Annotated in this window: 18 protein-coding genes; 12 read left to right on the top strand and 6 right to left on the bottom strand. The window is 45.8% G+C overall.

All coding sequences use genetic code 11. The features are described from left to right. Positions 1-9: 9 nt before the first annotated feature. Together lgt and HF888_RS01425 are read right to left on the bottom strand one after the other, a co-directional pair. The gene (gene lgt, locus HF888_RS01430) at positions 10-801 is read right to left on the bottom strand and encodes a prolipoprotein diacylglyceryl transferase (RefSeq protein ID WP_007017960.1); all 792 of its coding nucleotides are present in this window, start codon (positions 799-801) and stop codon (positions 10-12) included. A gap of 18 nt (positions 802-819) precedes the next feature. After that, on the bottom strand, positions 820-1,611 hold the full coding sequence (locus HF888_RS01425; RefSeq protein ID WP_007017961.1) for a sulfite exporter TauE/SafE family protein: 792 nt from the start codon (positions 1,609-1,611) through the stop codon (positions 820-822). Between the two features lie 141 nt (positions 1,612-1,752). Here HF888_RS01425 and HF888_RS01420 point away from each other — a divergent pair, with 141 nt between their 5' ends. The 3 genes from HF888_RS01420 (at position 1,753) to mepK (ending at position 5,316) form a co-directional block, all read left to right on the top strand. Continuing rightward, a complete protein-coding gene (locus HF888_RS01420; protein ID WP_007017962.1) occupies positions 1,753-2,559 on the top strand; it encodes an NRDE family protein in 807 nt (268 codons plus the stop codon). Between the two features lie 199 nt (positions 2,560-2,758). Next, positions 2,759-4,645 carry a L,D-transpeptidase family protein gene (locus HF888_RS01415; protein ID WP_007017963.1) on the top strand — a complete coding sequence of 629 codons (1,887 nt, stop codon included), beginning with the start codon at positions 2,759-2,761 and terminating at the stop codon, positions 4,643-4,645. Between the two features lie 122 nt (positions 4,646-4,767). Continuing rightward, on the top strand, positions 4,768-5,316 hold the full coding sequence (mepK, locus tag HF888_RS01410) for a peptidoglycan L,D-endopeptidase MepK (protein WP_007017964.1): 549 nt from the start codon (positions 4,768-4,770) through the stop codon (positions 5,314-5,316). A 344-nt stretch (positions 5,317-5,660) separates the two neighbouring features. Here the strand turns inward: mepK and HF888_RS01405 are convergent, their stop codons facing one another. The 4 genes from HF888_RS01405 to yrfG all read right to left on the bottom strand — a co-directional run bounded on the left by HF888_RS01405 (position 5,661) and on the right by yrfG (position 9,576). Beyond that, positions 5,661-7,196, bottom strand: coding sequence for a phosphoenolpyruvate carboxykinase (locus HF888_RS01405; RefSeq protein ID WP_040297793.1), 1,536 nt, complete (start codon positions 7,194-7,196; stop codon positions 5,661-5,663). A 341-nt stretch (positions 7,197-7,537) separates the two neighbouring features. After that, positions 7,538-8,425, bottom strand: a complete 888-nt coding sequence (gene hslO, locus HF888_RS01400) for an Hsp33 family molecular chaperone HslO (RefSeq protein ID WP_007017967.1) — start codon at positions 8,423-8,425, stop codon at positions 7,538-7,540. Positions 8,426-8,482: 57 nt separating this feature from the next. Further along, on the bottom strand, positions 8,483-8,887 hold the full coding sequence (gene hslR, locus HF888_RS01395) for a ribosome-associated heat shock protein Hsp15 (protein WP_007017968.1): 405 nt from the start codon (positions 8,885-8,887) through the stop codon (positions 8,483-8,485). 8 nt (positions 8,888-8,895) lie between these two features. Then, a complete protein-coding gene (gene yrfG / locus HF888_RS01390) occupies positions 8,896-9,576 on the bottom strand; it encodes a GMP/IMP nucleotidase (protein ID WP_007017969.1) in 681 nt (226 codons plus the stop codon). Positions 9,577-9,638: 62 nt separating this feature from the next. Here yrfG and nudE point away from each other — a divergent pair, with 62 nt between their 5' ends. The 9 genes from nudE to HF888_RS01345 all read left to right on the top strand — a co-directional run bounded on the left by nudE (position 9,639) and on the right by HF888_RS01345 (position 17,221). Next, positions 9,639-10,190 carry an ADP compounds hydrolase NudE gene (nudE, locus tag HF888_RS01385; RefSeq protein ID WP_007017970.1) on the top strand — a complete coding sequence of 184 codons (552 nt, stop codon included), beginning with the start codon at positions 9,639-9,641 and terminating at the stop codon, positions 10,188-10,190. 30 nt (positions 10,191-10,220) lie between these two features. After that, the gene (gene cysQ, locus HF888_RS01380) at positions 10,221-11,039 is read left to right on the top strand and encodes a 3'(2'),5'-bisphosphate nucleotidase CysQ (RefSeq protein WP_007017971.1); all 819 of its coding nucleotides are present in this window, start codon (positions 10,221-10,223) and stop codon (positions 11,037-11,039) included. Positions 11,040-11,261: 222 nt separating this feature from the next. After that, positions 11,262-11,468 carry a hypothetical protein gene (locus HF888_RS01375; protein WP_007017972.1) on the top strand — a complete coding sequence of 69 codons (207 nt, stop codon included), beginning with the start codon at positions 11,262-11,264 and terminating at the stop codon, positions 11,466-11,468. 132 nt (positions 11,469-11,600) lie between these two features. After that, positions 11,601-12,650: an ArsR/SmtB family transcription factor gene (locus HF888_RS01370; RefSeq protein ID WP_133308472.1), complete on the top strand. Its 1,050-nt coding sequence runs from the start codon at positions 11,601-11,603 to the stop codon at positions 12,648-12,650. A gap of 17 nt (positions 12,651-12,667) precedes the next feature. Beyond that, the gene (metK, locus tag HF888_RS01365) at positions 12,668-13,879 is read left to right on the top strand and encodes a methionine adenosyltransferase (RefSeq protein WP_007017974.1); all 1,212 of its coding nucleotides are present in this window, start codon (positions 12,668-12,670) and stop codon (positions 13,877-13,879) included. A gap of 71 nt (positions 13,880-13,950) precedes the next feature. Then, complete coding sequence (ahcY, locus tag HF888_RS01360) at positions 13,951-15,330, top strand: adenosylhomocysteinase (RefSeq protein WP_007017975.1); 1,380 nt, start codon at positions 13,951-13,953, stop codon at positions 15,328-15,330. Positions 15,331-15,429: 99 nt separating this feature from the next. Further along, positions 15,430-16,266, top strand: a complete 837-nt coding sequence (gene metF / locus HF888_RS01355) for a methylenetetrahydrofolate reductase [NAD(P)H] (protein WP_007017976.1) — start codon at positions 15,430-15,432, stop codon at positions 16,264-16,266. A 3-nt stretch (positions 16,267-16,269) separates the two neighbouring features. Then, positions 16,270-16,485, top strand: coding sequence for a CDGSH iron-sulfur domain-containing protein (locus HF888_RS01350; RefSeq protein WP_007017977.1), 216 nt, complete (start codon positions 16,270-16,272; stop codon positions 16,483-16,485). 10 nt (positions 16,486-16,495) lie between these two features. Next, positions 16,496-17,221 carry a 16S rRNA (uracil(1498)-N(3))-methyltransferase gene (locus tag HF888_RS01345; RefSeq protein ID WP_007017978.1) on the top strand — a complete coding sequence of 242 codons (726 nt, stop codon included), beginning with the start codon at positions 16,496-16,498 and terminating at the stop codon, positions 17,219-17,221. Positions 17,222-17,225: the final 4 nt, after the last annotated feature.

The raw sequence follows: 17,225 nt of genomic DNA, 5'->3' as shown, positions 1-17,225 counted from the left end.
CCACTCTACTTACGCCTGCTGAGATTGGCGTTTATATGCTAGATAAATGATAGCTAGGCCAAAGAGAACCATAGGCACACATAGAATTTGGCCTCGGGTCATCCAACCAAACAAATCCATACCTATGTGGCTGTCAGGCTGGCGTACAAACTCTACCGCGAAACGGAATACACCATAGCCTACTAAGAACAGTCCGCTAACCGCCATCGTTGGGCGCGGTTTACGGCTGTATATCCACAAAATCAAAAATAGTACTAACCCTTCTAAAAAGGCTTCATAAAGTTGGCTGGGGTGACGTGGTAATGGACCGCCTTTAGGAAACACCATCGCCCAAGGCGCGTCACTTACGCGGCCCCACAATTCTCCACCAATAAAGTTCCCGATGCGACCAAAGAAGAGACCAATGGGAACCATCGGCGCTCCAAAGTCCGTTACCGCGTAGAACGACTTGCCGTATTTGCGTGCGAACAAAATACACGCCGCAATAACGCCCAGTAGCCCGCCATGAAAGCTCATTCCACCTTCCCAAACTGCGAAGAGCCACAGTGGGTCATCGACAAATTTGCCGAAGTTATAAAATAAAACGTATCCAGCACGACCGCCTAATACAACACCCATAGCACTGTAAAAAATAAGATCGCTCACCTGCTCTTTATTCCAACCTGAGTTGGCTTGTTTGGCGCGATAATTCATTAGCACATAGGCCAAGCCAAAACCCAGCAGATACATGAGCCCGTACCAGTGAATACTTAAAGGTCCAATACTAATGGCAACTGGGTCAATATTTGGATATTGCAGCATGTGAAAGTGTCGTCCTGATTAGAGATTTCCAGTTAAAAATTTGATGGCAACCAGCACCAGTAAGATGGCAAATAAACGCTTTAGTTTCTCAGCACTTAACCTGTGAGCCAACTTAGCGCCCAATCGTGCGCATGGAATGCTCGTTATGACTATGCCCAACAAAGCAGGCCAATATACATAACCCACAGCATTCTGTGGTAATGCTTCGTTGCCCCAACCAACAAAAACATTGGTCAGGGCTCCTACCAAGGCAATGGGAAACCCACAGGCAGCCGCGGTAGCAACACTGCGCTGCATTGGATGGTTACACCAAGTCAAAAACGGAACGGTCAATGATCCACCGCCAATACCAAACAAAGCGGAAGCCCAACCTATACCGGTACCCGCTGTAACCATACCTGTCGTTGCTGGTAGCGAGCGCGTCGGTTTTGGTTTTAAACCCAAACCCATTTGTGCGGCCATCAACAAGGCCGAAACACCAATAACGATCTGCAATCCCGATCCCGAAAGCGCATCCGCTGACAATACACCCAAAACCGCACCTAATAATATGCCTACACTGAGCTTGTATACGATGGGCCAATCCACTGCTTGCTTTTGGTGATGAGTCCTGACCGAACTGATCGATGTAAATACGATACTGGCTAGTGAAGTTGCTACGGCCATATGAGTTAGGGTTGCAGGAGAAAACTCCAAAATTTCGAACGTAATCACCAAAACAGGGACGATAATCATGCCGCCGCCAATACCAAACAAGCCAGCCATTAAGCCTGCAACTGCACCAACGGCGAGATAAGTTACTAGCAGCATTATTCCCCACAATCTTGCAATTTTTAACTCACCCAACGACCTGTCGAGCGACTAATAAAAAGCAGCCATTATGCGGTCAGAACGCAGGAATCGCAATTGCCAGAAACCTTCTGACAATCCAGCGCTTGCGTAGGGAGTATTATGCTCCTTACACTGGTGAGTCTTGACGACTTCTTTGGCAGAAATATGTGTTTAATTAGCTTTCAATGGCAACCACTGAGTGATCAACCACTCATGATGGTGGCAAACCGAGACGAGTTTCATGAAAGACCCAGCACACAGTCCCACTGGTGGCCAGAGCACCCTCATGTTTTAGCAGGTAAAGATTTAGAAGCAGGCGGTACCTGGATGGGGGTTACCAAGTCGGGCTATTTTGCAGCACTTACTAATGTTCGACAGTTACCGTCCCATCGCCAAGGGCAAATCAGTCGAGGGCATTTAGTTAAAGACTATTTAATCGCTCAAGAAGATCCACAAACCTACGCTGAAGGTATTGCCGATCAGGCTCATTTATACGACGGCTTTAATCTTATCATTGGCAATCAACGACAATGTATCTTCATTAGCAATCGTAATCAGCACACACAGCCTTTGGCTTTGCATGCAGGTATTTATGGCTTGAGCAATGCTAGCCTCGATACACCTTGGCCAAAAACCTTATACGCCAAAAAACAGTTAGAAATGCATGCTCAGGGTCAAAACATGACCATGCCACTGCTCAATCGACGACAGACTTATCCACAAGTAGAGCAACCGGACACGGGTATTGGCCAGCCATGGGAAACCCTACTAAGTGCGCCCTTTATTGTCAGCCCTAGTTACGGTACCCGTGCCAGTTCCATGCTCACCATTAAACAAAATCACGTCGAGTGGATAGAGCAAAGCTTTGATCACACCGGTTCACTCAATCACGAGGTGAGAGAGTCGTTCTATATAAAAAGTATATAAACCGACAACTTTATGTATTTTTTCGTTATTAAATTGGTGTCGGGTTTTTGTAATACCGACAAGAATTAAAACAAACCGATTACAAGTAATTGATTTAATTAAAGTCAAATTTTTGATTTACAAACGGATACTTTTGGTTACCAAATCCCACTGTAAAGCTTCGTGAATAGCATCACATTTCCCTGCCATACTGCAAGGTATGGACAGTCTATCCATCTACTATTCCGATCGTCATCGAAGCCTTAAACGTCCAACTAAAGCTGGACCCACGACGACGAGCGCAAAAAAGGCACATCTTACTTACACCGAGCGTAAAACTGGTGGAAGCCAAAACGTTATTACCCTAGGACTGGTCGTTAGTTGCTTTGTACTCATCAGCGTTGTGTTGTTCATCAGCAGTACAACACGTCCAGTCATTGCACCTTTAGTCGCCAAAGAGAGCTTGGAACACTGGCTTTACAGCGCCCCAAATAATGTCGCGGGCGGCGCGAGCCTTCGCTACCGAGAAGAATTAGAACAAGTTTATCGTGAAACCCAGCACCAATTAATATGGATGGATCACTATCGCTTAAATTCTGCGGGCAACGCGCTGGTAACCAATCTACGTCATACCGCTAGCGATGAATGGAAAGCTTATGGTTTTCGTATCAGCAAATTACAAACAGAACTGGGACGCCTCGACAACCAACCTAAGCACGCCGCCGCCATTGATGTACTCCTAACCGACGCATACATTGATTTTGCCCGCCAGGTTTTCAATAAAGAGCTACTGCCTAACACAGGTGAGCTTGATCATCCGTCCTTTAGAAAAGTGGCAGCTCCACCAACAACCCGTGTCACTTCACTGGATGTTATTAGCTTGCTTAGCCAAAGTCTTGAACAGGGAAAATTGCACGAGTTGGTTAAGCAGTTAGTCCCTAGCCATCCAGGTTATGAGCGCCTTGGCCAAGAATTAGAACGCTATCAAGACATTGCCGAAAGTGGCCTTTGGTACCCCTTAGAAATTGAGAACCCTCTCAAAGCGGGAGATCATCACGCGCAAATCCCGCGCTTGAAATGGATGCTTAATGCTTATGGCGACTATCAAAAAAGTGCCATGGATTGGTTAGTATCCCAAACACCAAATAGTGAACTTGATCCGCTGGCATTAGAGCGTCAATACCGCAAACAACCAGAACATCAGGTTTATAGAATCGATGAAAACACTGTGCGTGCCCTCAAGCATTATCAGAAGCGTAATGGATTGCTACCAACCGGCCGCTTAGACCAGCAAACACTGGCTCAGCTTAATGAGCCGCCTTATTTCATTGCACAGCGCATCGCCCTGAACATGAAACGTTGGCGTTACCTTCCAAAGGAACTAGGCGAAGACTATATCTTGGTAAATATGGCTGACTTCCGCTTAAATTACTTCGCAAAAGGGAAGCGTCAATTGAACATGAAAGTCATCATTGGCAAAGAGCATTTGCGCACGCCAGTGTTAGCGGAAACCATTAGTTCCGTTATCTTAGCGCCTGAATGGAATGTTCCTCACCGTATTGCGATTCGCGATATCATACCGCAAGCCAAGCGTGACCCAGATTACTTGAGAAAACATAATTTTAAAGTCTACGAAGGCTGGTCAATGCCACCAAAAGAAGTCCCTCTTGAAAACCTAGATTTCAACGGTTTTCAGTCTCGTACAAATACGTACCGATTAGTACAAGCACCAGGGGATGATAACAGTCTTGGTAACGTTAAATTTGTATTTCCCAACGACAAGTCTATTTATTTGCACGACACCAATCACAAAGAGCTTTTTGCACGCGATATGCGAGCACTAAGCAGTGGCTGCATACGCGTTGAACAGCCTATGGCGTTAGCAAAAGCGTTGTTAGGACGTCAGAATTGGGATGAGCAGCTGATCAGTAATGTCATAGAGCGTCGCTACACGCGCCCTGTTCGGTTAAAGGACCCAGTACCAGTCTATCTAATGTATTGGACGACATGGGTAAACGAAGAAGGCACGCTGCAGGTACGCCGCGATGTTTATAACCGTGACCAAATCAACAATCAGAGTCATAAGCTCGATTCGATTGTTCTGTAATTCGTATTCAGTCATGTGAACAAAACGTGACCAAACGCACATAAGCAATCGCTTTGCTTATAACCGGTGAAAGATGGCAAAATCCGCGCCCAGAAGCAGCGTTATTGATTTTTTGAGGCAATATGAGCATTAGTCGCCGTCAACTACTAAAATGGACTTGCCAGTCAGCTCCCTTACTGGCGGCCCCTAGCTTTGTCCAAGCATCTATCCAGCCTAAATCTCAGGATCAATTCCGCGCCTTGAAATTACGCAATCTGCACACAGGTGAACGTGCTGATATCACTTACTGGGAACAGGGTGAGTACCTAATTGATGGCCTAGCCGACATTTTCCTCATGATGCGTGATCACCGCGAAAACGAAGTCGCTTCCCTTGATCTAGCCTTAATTGATCAACTACACCATGTGCAGAGCAAACTAGAAACCAATCGAGAAATCATGCTAGTGAGTGGCTATCGCAGCCCTAAAACCAATGATGATCTTCGTCATGCTCAAGACGGCATAGCCCAAGAAAGCCTCCACATGATGGGCAAGGCTCTGGATTTCTATATCCCTGGCATAAACCATCGCCATGTCCATAAAGCCACGCTAGCGGTGAGCACAGGCGGTGTTCACTACTACCGTAAAAGCGGTTTTATTCACTTGGATACCGGACGTAAGCGTCGCTGGTAATAAGCTCTCTTCTGAAGTTGGAACTCAGCTCGGCCATTAAATGGATACCGAACGTAAGCGTTATTGATAGGGGCACGCCTTTATTCTATCCATCGCTCTCAAGCAATCTTAATTTCTGGTAGCTCGACAACTGTTCAATGGTGTAGTGCACTTGCGCGGCCTCACTTGGCAGGACGCCAAGTGGGAGCGTACATGGATGTATCTACCGCGTCCGCAAAAGTGCATTACAGCGTTGATCTGGTGCCTGATTTGCTCACAACTCGCGGATAGAAAAACCAGAGCAGCGGGCACAAAAAAGCCGACATCACGTCGGCTCTTTCTTAAACACCTAGGGTGATAGGTATTTAAAGCTGAGGACCCGCTGCACGGATCGCTTCAGAAACTTCGTACTTCTGGAAGTTATCAACAAACTGCTGTGCTAAGCCTTTTGCCACTTCATCGTACTTGTCTTGGTCAGCCCAAGCTTGGCGAGGATTCAATAGCTTGCTATCAACACCTTCAACCGCTTTAGGTACTTGTAAACCAAATACAGGAATTGTCTCAGTTTCAGCATTACGCAGGGCTCCGGACTGAATAGCAGAGATCACTGCACGAGTCGTTGGGATGCTGAAACGCTCGCCACCAGCGCCATTTGGACCACCTGTCCAACCCGTGTTTACTAGGTAAACCTGAGAATCGAATTCAGTCACGCGCTTCATAAGAAGCTCTGCGTATTCGCCAGCTGGACGTGGGAAGAAAGGCGCACCGAAGCAAGTAGAGAAGGTTGATTTCAAACCTTTAGAACCACCCATCTCAGTTGAGCCTACAAGGGCAGTGTAACCACTTAGGAAGTGGTAAGCCGCTTGCTCTTTGCTCAGGATAGAAACAGGAGGCAATACGCCGGTCATATCACAGGTTAAGAAGATAACCGCTTTTGGCTCACCTGCACGGTTTTCCTCAACACGTTTTTCAACGTGCTCAAGAGGATACGCACAACGGCCGTTTTCAGTCAGGCTGGTATCAGCGTAGTCAGCTGTGCGAGTTTCGTCATTGATAACAACGTTCTCAACGATTGCGCCAAATTTAATGGCGTCCCAGATAATTGGCTCGTTCTTCTTAGAGAGATCGATGGTTTTTGCGTAGCAACCACCTTCGATGTTGAATACAGTGCCTTTGCCCCAACCGTGCTCATCATCACCAATTAGGTAGCGTGAAGGATCGGCTGAAAGGGTTGTTTTACCGGTACCAGATAGACCAAAGAACAAGCAAGTATCACCCTCATCACCTACGTTGGCTGAACAGTGCATTGGTAGAACGTCTTTTTCTGGTAGTAAGAAGTTTTGTACAGAGAACATGGCTTTTTTCATTTCGCCCGCATAGCGCATACCTGCCAAAAGAACTTTGCGCTTAGCGAAATTGATGATGACACAGCCATCAGAATTAGTACCGTCGCGCTCTGGATCACACTCGAAACCAGCTGCGTTTAGGATTTGCCACTCTTCTTTATCTGCAGGGTTGAAACTATCTGGGCGGATAAACAAATTGCGCCCGAATAGGTTCTGCCAAGCTGTTTGCGTCGTCATTTTAATTGGTAGGTAATGCTGAGGATCGGCACCCACATGCACATTGGAAACAAATTTGTCATGCTGATCAAGATAGCTTTCAACACGGTCCCAAAGTGCATCGAACTTGTCCGCATCAAATGGACGGTTCACTTTGCCCCAATCGATAGCATCCGCTGTGCTTGGCTCTTGCACAATGAAGCGGTCCATTGGTGAGCGACCCGTGCGCTTACCAGTGGTAACAACAAGTGCACCAGTGTCTTGTAAACGGCCTTCGCCGCGCTCTAGTGCCTTTTCTACTAGTTCAGCAGAAGAGAGATCGGTGTAAACGGTGGTCATAATTGCCCAATCCATCATGTTGGGTTATTCAGCTTGTGGCTAAATAACTGAAAAGCTTACCGTTTGCAGCAGACGACTGAGCTACAAACGAATGGAAATTTTTTAGGGGCGCGATTATGCCAGAAAAAGCCTGTGAGGCGAATAGACATGGATAAAAAAGACACATGTGCGTCTTATTGAGACGCTTGCATGCCCCTTGCAGACCAGTATTGGCAAGGGGTATACAACACATTTATGCAGCCTATACTGGCTATAAATTGGAATGATTATCGACAACCATTAGATAGCAAAATACAAAACTCTAATTTATTCGAACAAAGTCCTGCCAAAACGGCGCGCCACTAATGAAGTCCTTTACCCGCCTTAGCACTTTCTAAAGGAAACAAACCATTCACATCACTTTGCGTGAAGCTGTAGTGCTGACCACAAAACTGGCAGTCAGCACGAATTTTACCCTGTTCATCAATAACTTCTTGGCATTCTGCATAACCCAACTGCGTCAGTGCCACAGACAAGCGCTCTTTACTGCAACTGCATTGAAATTTAAGTGGTTGGGCATCGTACAAGCGCACTTTTTCTTCGTGATATAGTCGATGAAGGATGTCATCGTTCGGTAAATGCAACAGCTCATCATTGCGAATCGTATCTGCCAAGTGTGTCAGTCGGCCCCAAGCATCTGGATCCGCTTCAATACCTTGTTGAACCTCTCCCAACTCGGGGAGCTCTTGCAGCAGCATACCGGCCGCAACGCCTTCTTCGTAGCCCAACCAAATTCGTGTCCCCAACTGCTCACTTTGCCTGAAATAGCCCTCTAAGCTTTTAGCAATGTTACCTTCCTCGAGTGCTACCACACCTTGATAACGGCGGCCTTTCTCTGGGTCCATAGTAATGACTAGCTGTCCTTGATCCCCTAGCAAAGAACCATTATCAATACTCTGCTCTGGATCCATGCGTGCAATACCCCGTAAGTGGCCATCATTACTGGTTTCAGCCACAATCGCACGAATCGGCCCATTGCTTTGTACCTGCAAGCTTAATACGCCTTTAATCTTCACAGTTGCACTCAGCAAAGAAGCAGCGACCAATAATTCTGACAACAAGGCCTTTACCGGTTCAGGGTAATCTTGACGCGTGAAGACGTCGCTTAGGGTTTTATGCAAACCCACCAGCTCACCACGGACATGGGTATGATCAAAGGTAAAACGTTGCAAAGTGTCTTTTGTAGCCATGGCTTAACCTAGAATTTGGGGATCAGAAAACAGAAAAGGCGCGCATCATACCTTCATTTATGAAGGCATTGTATCCTTACGCCACTTTTCCATTTGACGGCGCTCTTTTTTATTGGGCTTATGATCGAACAATGGATTGGCTTGCTTAAATTTACGACGGCGCTCAGTTTCATCCATTCTATGCTTGATACTCTCAGCTGTTTCTTCATACAGTAATTGGGCTTCGGGAGCTCCTCGGCGCTGATCACTCAACGCCTTCACCACTACGACTTTATCGTCGAAACCTTGTCGCACTTTTATAGTGGCGCCAAGCTCGACTATTTTACTCACTTTGCTGCGCTGGCCCTCATATTGGACTTTGCCGCCTTCGATTGCGGTTTTGGCCAAAGCGCGGGTTTTATAAAACCTTGCAGCCCATAACCATTTATCCAAACGTATTTTTGCGTTGTCTTTGTCTGCCATAACGACCGTTAATTATCTTCATCAACAGAAGGCTTTGCTGCCGGCATAACATCACTGAAGTGATCAATACTCGCATAACCCTCTACTCGACGCTCTGGTTTCTGACTGTCTGGCTGCGTGATGCACAGCAAATGTTGGATACCAAAACGTTTTGCTGATTCTAACACAGGCACACTATCATCGATTAAAACGCTTCGTTCTAAATCAAAGCCTTCATCATCTAAAAGGTGTTGCCAAAAGTGTTGATCCTCTTTGGCATAACCATAGTCATGGCTGCTTATAATACGATCAACCAAAGCATCCAACCCAGTCTTATGCATTTTTATGTCAACACTACCTCTATGAGCATTGGTGACGATCACACTGCGCTTTCCTGCATCCTTCACCGCCTGCAAAAAATCTGGGACATGAGGACGAAATCGAATCTTATGCTCTAGGTCTCTTTTTAATTCGGCAATGGGTAATGAAGTAACCTCACTCCAATAATCCAAACAGTACCATTGCAACTGACCCTGCTTCTTTTGCATTTTTTTTGTCAGTAATTCGATTGCCTGAAAATGATCGATTCCATGATATTGCGCATATTGAGCTGGAACATGCTCCATCCAGAATGCATTATCAAAATGCAAATCCAGTAAAGTCCCGTCCATATCCAGCAAGACAGTGTCAATTTTGTGCCAAGGAATCATGCAATTCTTGTCCTAATATGGTCTGATAACGTCTGTTTCATCATAGTATCTTGATATCGCGTATGGCACAAAAACCCAAATTACTGCACAGCCACATCATTGCTTCAAGCCGACTTTTTACAGTTGAATCCATGGATCTTGAATTCAGCAATGGCGAGCAACGCACCTACGAGCGTCTAGTACCCGGTGGTGCAGGAGCGGTCATGATGGTTGCAATTAACGCACATCAAGAAGTCATGCTAATTAAAGAGTATGGTGCCGGAATTGAAGACTATACTGTTACGCTGCCAAAAGGTGCAGTTGATTTAGGGGAAAGCTTGAGCGAAGCTGCCAACCGAGAATTGAAAGAAGAAATTGGTTTTGGTGCTCGAGAAATCACTCACTTGAAACAAATGAGCCTTAGTCCAAGCTACATGAAAAGTGGCATCGATGTCATGGTGGCCTTGGATCTATATCCAGAACAATTAGAGGGCGACGAACCGGAGCCCCTTGAGGTCCTAACTTGGCCACTGGCGGATATTGAATCGCTAGTGTGTCGCACAGATTTTACAGAAGGTCGCGCCATTGCAGCACTATTTATGGCGCGAGATTGGTATTTAAAGCAAGCAATTTGATCAGAGTCAGCGATCAATAAGGTTTATAGCATGCAACCGAATTACGAAGCGGTAATGCGCCTAGCCAAATTGGCAGGCGAGGCCATCATTACCATTTACGAGCGCAGTGATTACACCACTGTGACCGAGAAAGAAGATAACAGCCCACTCACAGATGCGGACTTAGCGGCCAATCAAATCATCTGCGATGGCTTACAAAGCATTGCAGATATTCCCATTATCAGTGAAGAAGCACACATCCCAGATCAAGAAGTGCGCAAACAGTGGCAGCGTTTCTGGCTTGTTGATCCTTTAGATGGCACCAAAGAATTCATCGACCGCAATGGCGAATTTACGGTGAATATTGCCCTTATCGAAGAAGGCCAGCCAACGTTTGGCTTGATATACGCACCTGTGCTCGACACGTTCTACTATGGTGGCGATGATAAAGCCTATATGAAAAAAGGCGACGAGCCGGCTGTTTCCATCAAACCCAGCCAACCTTTATCACAAATTCGGGAAAGCAATACCATTCGCATGTTCGTGAGTCGCCGCCATACTGATGATCAAATGGAATTATTGCGTGATCGTCTCGAAGAAAAGCTTGCGCATGTCGCTGCGATACCTTTGGGCAGTTCATTAAAGATTGCTCAATTAGCCAATGGCGAAGGTGAGTTGTATCCACGATTTGGCAATGTCAGCGAGTGGGATATCGCAGCAGGCCATGCCATATTGCGGGCCGCTGGGGGCGAAATTTTGAGTCGTCAATTTGAAGGTATCGAATACGGACGCAAACCCAGCATGATCGTGCCCGGCTTTTTCGCAGTGGGCAGTATCGACTTTGACTGGCGCCCTATTTTGCTCACCTAAGCAAACTTGAACAATTCAACTGAGTCTAATGACTCATACGCTCGTTTAATCAAATACTTCGATCTATCCCTTTAGCGGTTAATAGCTGTTTTAAGGGATTAAGATCTGAGTGATTGCACTCAACTATTTCTCATAAAAAAACGATCCAAAAACGTGATGGCGTTCTCATTTCCTCTACCTATATTAATAGGTACCTCATATCCACATTTACGGATTGCCAAAATGATGTATCACGTTAATCCCAAAGTTTATCGCCTCCAGCATGAGATCCACACCATTGAACGTCATATGCGCAATGCTCAACGTCGTATGGGAATGAATAACCCGGCAATCCTCCATAATTACAGAGACATGATCCGCACTCGTCAGGAGCTTGTAGATCTTCTGCTACAGAAACAGCACTCTTTCGACGCAACCCTAGCACCCTAAAGACCTCACTGATTATCCTCAGTGACGGCATAGAAAAAGGCGAGCAGGAAGCTCGTTTTTTTCTATGGGTGACTGTTATAACTCAAATAAATTCTAACTCGACATCTATATCAAAATATTTTGATATAGATCTTGGCAAGCCTAAACAGCAGTGATACCTTATGCGCCATGCTAGCTGTTAAAGAGGCTTTAGCCTCTCAACAAGACCATAAACTCGATCAACTTGCAGGGCTCAACAAAGCCGCTGCTGATGGGTTGCGCCTGAAGGTTTTGCAGTTGCTAAAGGAAAATAGCTTTGGCGTTTTAGAGTTAGCAGATATTTTTTCCATCAGCCAAAGTCGCTTAAGCCACCATTTAAAGATTCTTGCCAGCGCAGGCCTAGTAACCACACGCCGAGAAGGTAATTCAATTTTTTATCGACGGGCCTTGTCCGATGCTCAAAAAGATGGATTTGAGAACATTCGCCAAACCTTATTCGACTGCATTGATAAGCAAACATTAAGTGGTAAAGACCGACAAGCCGTGGAGCAAATTTATACGGAGCGCGCGCGTCAAAGTCGGAGCTTCTTCGAACGCCATGCGGGTCAGTTTACTGAGGTCCAAGATCTTATTGCCGGTTATGAACAATACGCCGACAGCCTTGACGAAATTATTCAGACGCTAGGCCTTGAATCTCGCTCAACCGTCATGGAAGTGGGCCCTGGCCAAGGCGGGTTCTTAAAACCGTTGAGTCAACGATACGAGCGCGTCATCGCACTTGATAATTCCCCTGCCATGCTTGACCTAGCGAAACAGCAAACGGATAGCAAACAACAGAATATTGATTTCCTTTTAGGTGATCCAGAATGGGCTGTTTCACAGAATATATCAGTGGATTTTTTAGCCTTTAACATGGTGATGCACCACATTCCTTCACCTAAAGATATTCTTCAACAGTGCTCTCAACTGCTCACTGATGAAGGCTACTTACTGATCACAGATTTATGCCCCCATGACCAGGATTGGGTTAAATCCAGTTGTGGCGATTTATGGTTGGGATTGGATCCTCAGGATTTAAAACAATGGGCTAAGTCGGCAGGACTAAGCCACAAGCAACAAATTATTTTGGGTATGCGCAACGGCTTTCAAGTGCAGATCCAAGTATTTCAATTAACGAACCCTATTCTTCACACGCAAGATTAAATAAAAAGGAAAACGGCATGAGTGAATATTCGATTTTTACTTCTGAATCCGTATCAGAAGGTCATCCAGATAAAGTTGCGGATCAAATCAGTGATGCCGTATTAGATGCAATCATCGCGCGCGACGAACACGCACGTGTCGCAGTAGAAACACTGGTTAAAACCGGTATGGCCGTCGTTGCAGGTGAAGTAACAACATCATGCTATGTGGACCTTGAAGACATCGTTCGTGACGTGATTACGGGTATTGGTTACAACAGCTCTGACGTAGGTTTCGATGGTGCTACATGTGCTGTATTAAACGGTATAGGTAAGCAATCGGTGGACATTAATCAAGGTGTAGACCGTGCAAAACCAGAAGATCAAGGTGCTGGCGACCAAGGTTTGATGTTTGGTTATGCAACCAATGAAACTCCTAACCTGATGCCTGCTCCAGTTTATTACTCTCACTTGCTGGTTAAGCGTCAATCCGAGCTACGCCGCAATGGTACTCTACCTTGGTTACGCCCTGATGCGAAAAGCCAAGTCACCATCAATTACGAAGGCGCCTCGCCAAAAGTGGATGCAGTTGTGCTTTCAACTCAACACGACCCAAGTATTTCTCAAGAAGAACTGCGCGAGGCTGTTTTAGAGCACATCATCAAACCCGTATTCCCTGAAGGTTGGTTAACGGCAGATACGCTTTATCACATTAACCCAACTGGTAAGTTTGTGATTGGCGGTCCGGTGGGTGATGCGGGTCTGACAGGTCGTAAGATTATCGTTGATACCTATGGCGGCATGGCTCGTCACGGTGGCGGTGCTTTCTCTGGTAAAGACCCTTCAAAAGTAGACCGTTCTGCGGCTTACATGGGTCGCTATGTTGCGAAAAATATTGTTGCCGCTGGCTTAGCAGATCGCTGCGAGGTGCAAGTTTCTTATGCCATTGGTGTAGCAGAACCGACGTCTATTTCAGCTAATACATTCGGCACAGGTAAAGTTAGCGATATTGAATTGGCGAAAATCATTCGCGAAGTGTTCGACTTGCGTCCATACGCCATTCAAAACCAGCTAAACTTGCTTTACCCAATGTATCAACTAACAGCTGCCTATGGTCACTTTGGTCGCGAACCATTCCAACATACTTATGAGTATAACGATCGCGGCGAATTAAAAACCAAAACATTTGAAGCGTTCACTTGGGAAAAAACCGATAAAGTGGATGCACTAAAACAAGCTGCTGGTCTTTAATAAAGATTACGTTCTAACGAATTAAACAACTGTGCGCCTTTTTTAAATGGCGCCAACGACGAGGAATTATTATGTCATTCACTGACTACAAAGTTGCCGATATTAGTCTAGCTGATTACGGTCGCAAAGAAATCCAAATCGCTGAAAGCGAAATGCCTGCGTTAATGGCGCTGCGTCGCAAGTACAGCGAAAGCAAGCCTTTGGCTGGTGCAAAGATCATGGGTTGCATCCATATGACCATCCAAACGGCAGTATTAATTGAAACCCTAGTTGAACTTGGTGCCGACGTGCGCTGGTCATCTTGTAACATCTTCTCAACGCAAGATCATGCGGCAGCTGCAATTGCGGCGGCAGGCATTCCTGTTTTCGCTTGGAAAGGCGAAACCGAAGAAGAGTTTCTATGGTGCATTGAGCAAACCATTCGTGCGGAAAAAGGCAGTGATGAAGTTTGGGATGCCAACATGATTCTTGATGACGGCGGTGACCTAACAGAAATGGTTCACAGCAAGTTCCCTGATCTCATCAAGAAGATCCACGGTATTTCTGAAGAAACCACCACAGGTGTTCACCGTCTACTCGACATGTTAAACAAAGGCGAACTTAAAGTTCCTGCCATCAATGTAAACGATGCCGTAACGAAATCGAAAAACGACAACAAGTACGGCTGCCGTCATTCTCTTAATGATGCTATCAAACGTGCCACCGACCACCTGTTGAGCGGTAAAAAGGCACTGGTTATTGGTTATGGTGATGTAGGTAAAGGTTCGGCCGCGTCTCTTCGTCAAGAAGGCATGATCGTTAAAGTAACTGAAGTGGATCCTATTTGTGCTATGCAAGCGTGCATGGATGGCTTTGAAGTCGTTTCACCGTTCATTGATGGCGTTAACAAAGGGACGCTTGATGGTATCAACAAAGCACTTCTAGGTAACACTGATTTAATCGTGACGACCACAGGTAACGTCAATGTATGTGACAAGTTCATGCTGCAAGCGCTTAAACCTGGTGCGGTTGTGTGTAACATTGGTCACTTTGACAATGAAATCGATACTGCTTACATGCGTGAAAACTGGGAGTGGGAAGAAGTTAAACCACAAGTTCACCTAGTGCATCGCAATAAAGCCGATAACGATTACTTGATCCTACTTTCCGAAGGTCGTCTGGTGAACCTGGGTAATGCTACTGGCCACCCAAGTCGCATCATGGATGGCTCGTTTGCCAACCAAGTACTGGCTCAAATCTACTTGTATGAGCGCAAGTTTGCCGACCTAATGGAAGAAGAGAAGAAAGAAAGCCTATACGTTAAAGTACTGCCTAAGAAACTTGACGAGGAAGTGGCTAAGGACATGGTAGAAGGCTTTGGCGGTGTGATTACCAAGCTCACCAAAGAACAAGCCGATTACATCCACGTAGATGTTGATGGTCCTTACAAGCCTGAAGCGTATAAATACTAACAATAAGTCGCCGGGCTTTGGCCCGGCAACATTATTGCTGTATTCTATATTTAGCGCTGTCCTAGACTGATTTTGCCAAGATTATTTACCGAGAAAACTATGGAACACTTCCGCTTAAGCTTTGAATTCTTCCCAACTAAAACGGAAGAAGGCACCAAAAAACTATATGCCACGCGCGACAAACTGGCCGAACTTAAGCCGGACTTTTTCTCTGTGACGTTTGGTGCCGGTGGTTCCACTCGCGACCATACTATGGATGTGGTCACCAAAATGAACGGCATGGGTGTTGGTACTGCGCCGCACCTATCTTGTATCGGGCAAAGCAAAGACGAAATTAAACAACTTTTATCGACGTATGCCGATAATAAGGTTGAACGTATTGTGGCATTGCGTGGCGACTTACCATCAGGTATGGCCGTGAGCAGTGGCGAACTCAAATACGCCAATGAATTAGTTGAGTTAATCAAACAAGAACATGGTGATCAATTCCATCTTGAAGTGGCCGCTTACCCGGAAATGCATCCTCAAGCCCCCAACTTCGAAGCGGATCTTGAGAATTTTAAACGCAAAGTAGAAGCCGGTGCCGATAGCGCCATCACACAATATTTCTTCAATCCTGACAGCTATTTTTATTATGTCGATCGCTGCATGGAAATGGGCATTGAGATTCCGATTGTGCCAGGCATTATGCCCATCACTAATTATTCCAAATTAGCACGCTTCAGCGATGCTTGCGGTGCCGAAATCCCACGTTGGATTCGCAAGCAACTAGAAGCTTATGGTGATGACGTAGAAAGCATTCAAAAATTCGGTGAAGAAGTGGTTACACAAATGTGTGAAGACTTGGTCGAGAACGATGTGCCTGGATTACACTTTTATACGCTAAACCAAGCGGATCCGTGCATTAATATCTGGAAAAATTTAGGTCTTTGGTAAACCATGCGTCAACCTATTCGAGTTGAATTAGAAGCGGGAAAAACCTACTACTGGTGTGAATGTGGTCGCAGCAAAGCTCAGCCTTTTTGCGACGGCAGCCACAAAGGCACACCGTATGAACCACGACCATTTACAGTAGACAAAGACCAGACGCGTTTCTTATGTGCCTGTAAAGACACAGAGAACGCGCCATTCTGTGACGGTTCCCATTCACGATAGAAATTTAATAATGCGAATCCCGCGAATATATACGCCCCAGCCATTGGGCGAACATAACTTAATTGATTTAGACGATGCATCTGCCCATCACGTAGGCAAAGTCTTACGCATGGAAGCAGGACGTCAATTAAAAGTATTTAATGGTTCAGGCCATCGCTATTTTGATGCCACCATCGTCCACGCTGATCGAAAAAAAGTGCAAGTTCGCTTAGGCGAAAGCCATGCATCCAGTACTGAATCACCGTTATCCATTCATCTTGGTCAAGTCATGAGCAAGGGTGACAAAATGGAGTTCACCATTCAAAAGGCGGTTGAGTTAGGCGTTACTGACATCACTCCATTATGGAGCGAACACTGTGATGTAAAACTGAACCAAGAACGTCTAGAGAAAAAGCATAAGCAATGGCTCGGGATTATTATAAGTGCCTGCGAACAAAGCGGCCGCGACGTTATTCCTCATCTTCATCCTACCATTAAAATCGAAGACTGGTTGGCCAATATGGAGACGGATGTAAAATGGCTGCTGGACCCTGGCGCCGAACCATTACAATCCAAGGTTGCACCAAAATCTGTAGCCATTGCAGTAGGGCCTGAAGGCGGATTTAGTGAAGGAGAAGTAAAACTCGCGCAACAACAAGGTTTTCAAAGCCAGCTTATCGGGCCACGCGTACTACGTACAGAAACCGCTGCTCTGACAGCAATTACTATTTTGCAAAGCCGTTGGGGTGACTTTTAACTAC

Origin of the sequence: Bermanella marisrubri, from assembly GCF_012295615.1 — a bacterium.
In the GTDB taxonomy this organism is placed as follows: Bacteria; Pseudomonadota; Gammaproteobacteria; order Pseudomonadales; family Oceanobacteraceae; genus Bermanella; species Bermanella marisrubri.
This window is presented reverse-complemented; position numbering and strand designations above follow the sequence as displayed.

Bases quoted from the DNA above. Each gene is read 5' to 3' on its own strand.
- HF888_RS01405 (WP_040297793.1), bottom strand. From the start codon at position 7,196: ATGACCACCGTTTACACCGATCTCTCTTCTGCTGAACTAGTAGAAAAG.
- HF888_RS01345 (WP_007017978.1), top strand. From the start codon at position 16,496: ATGCGAATCCCGCGAATATATACGCCCCAGCCATTGGGCGAACATAAC.
- hslR (WP_007017968.1), bottom strand. From the start codon at position 8,887: ATGGCAGACAAAGACAACGCAAAAATACGTTTGGATAAATGGTTATGG.
- HF888_RS01375 (WP_007017972.1), top strand. From the start codon at position 11,262: ATGATGTATCACGTTAATCCCAAAGTTTATCGCCTCCAGCATGAGATC.
- yrfG (WP_007017969.1), bottom strand. From the start codon at position 9,576: ATGATTCCTTGGCACAAAATTGACACTGTCTTGCTGGATATGGACGGG.
- nudE (WP_007017970.1), top strand. From the start codon at position 9,639: ATGGCACAAAAACCCAAATTACTGCACAGCCACATCATTGCTTCAAGC.
- cysQ (WP_007017971.1), top strand. From the start codon at position 10,221: ATGCAACCGAATTACGAAGCGGTAATGCGCCTAGCCAAATTGGCAGGC.
- ahcY (WP_007017975.1), top strand. From the start codon at position 13,951: ATGTCATTCACTGACTACAAAGTTGCCGATATTAGTCTAGCTGATTAC.
- HF888_RS01350 (WP_007017977.1), top strand. From the start codon at position 16,270: ATGCGTCAACCTATTCGAGTTGAATTAGAAGCGGGAAAAACCTACTAC.
- HF888_RS01420 (WP_007017962.1), top strand. From the start codon at position 1,753: ATGCTCCTTACACTGGTGAGTCTTGACGACTTCTTTGGCAGAAATATG.
- HF888_RS01425 (WP_007017961.1), bottom strand. From the start codon at position 1,611: ATGCTGCTAGTAACTTATCTCGCCGTTGGTGCAGTTGCAGGCTTAATG.
- mepK (WP_007017964.1), top strand. From the start codon at position 4,768: ATGAGCATTAGTCGCCGTCAACTACTAAAATGGACTTGCCAGTCAGCT.
- metF (WP_007017976.1), top strand. From the start codon at position 15,430: ATGGAACACTTCCGCTTAAGCTTTGAATTCTTCCCAACTAAAACGGAA.
- HF888_RS01415 (WP_007017963.1), top strand. From the start codon at position 2,759: ATGGACAGTCTATCCATCTACTATTCCGATCGTCATCGAAGCCTTAAA.
- hslO (WP_007017967.1), bottom strand. From the start codon at position 8,425: ATGGCTACAAAAGACACTTTGCAACGTTTTACCTTTGATCATACCCAT.
- metK (WP_007017974.1), top strand. From the start codon at position 12,668: ATGAGTGAATATTCGATTTTTACTTCTGAATCCGTATCAGAAGGTCAT.
- lgt (WP_007017960.1), bottom strand. From the start codon at position 801: ATGCTGCAATATCCAAATATTGACCCAGTTGCCATTAGTATTGGACCT.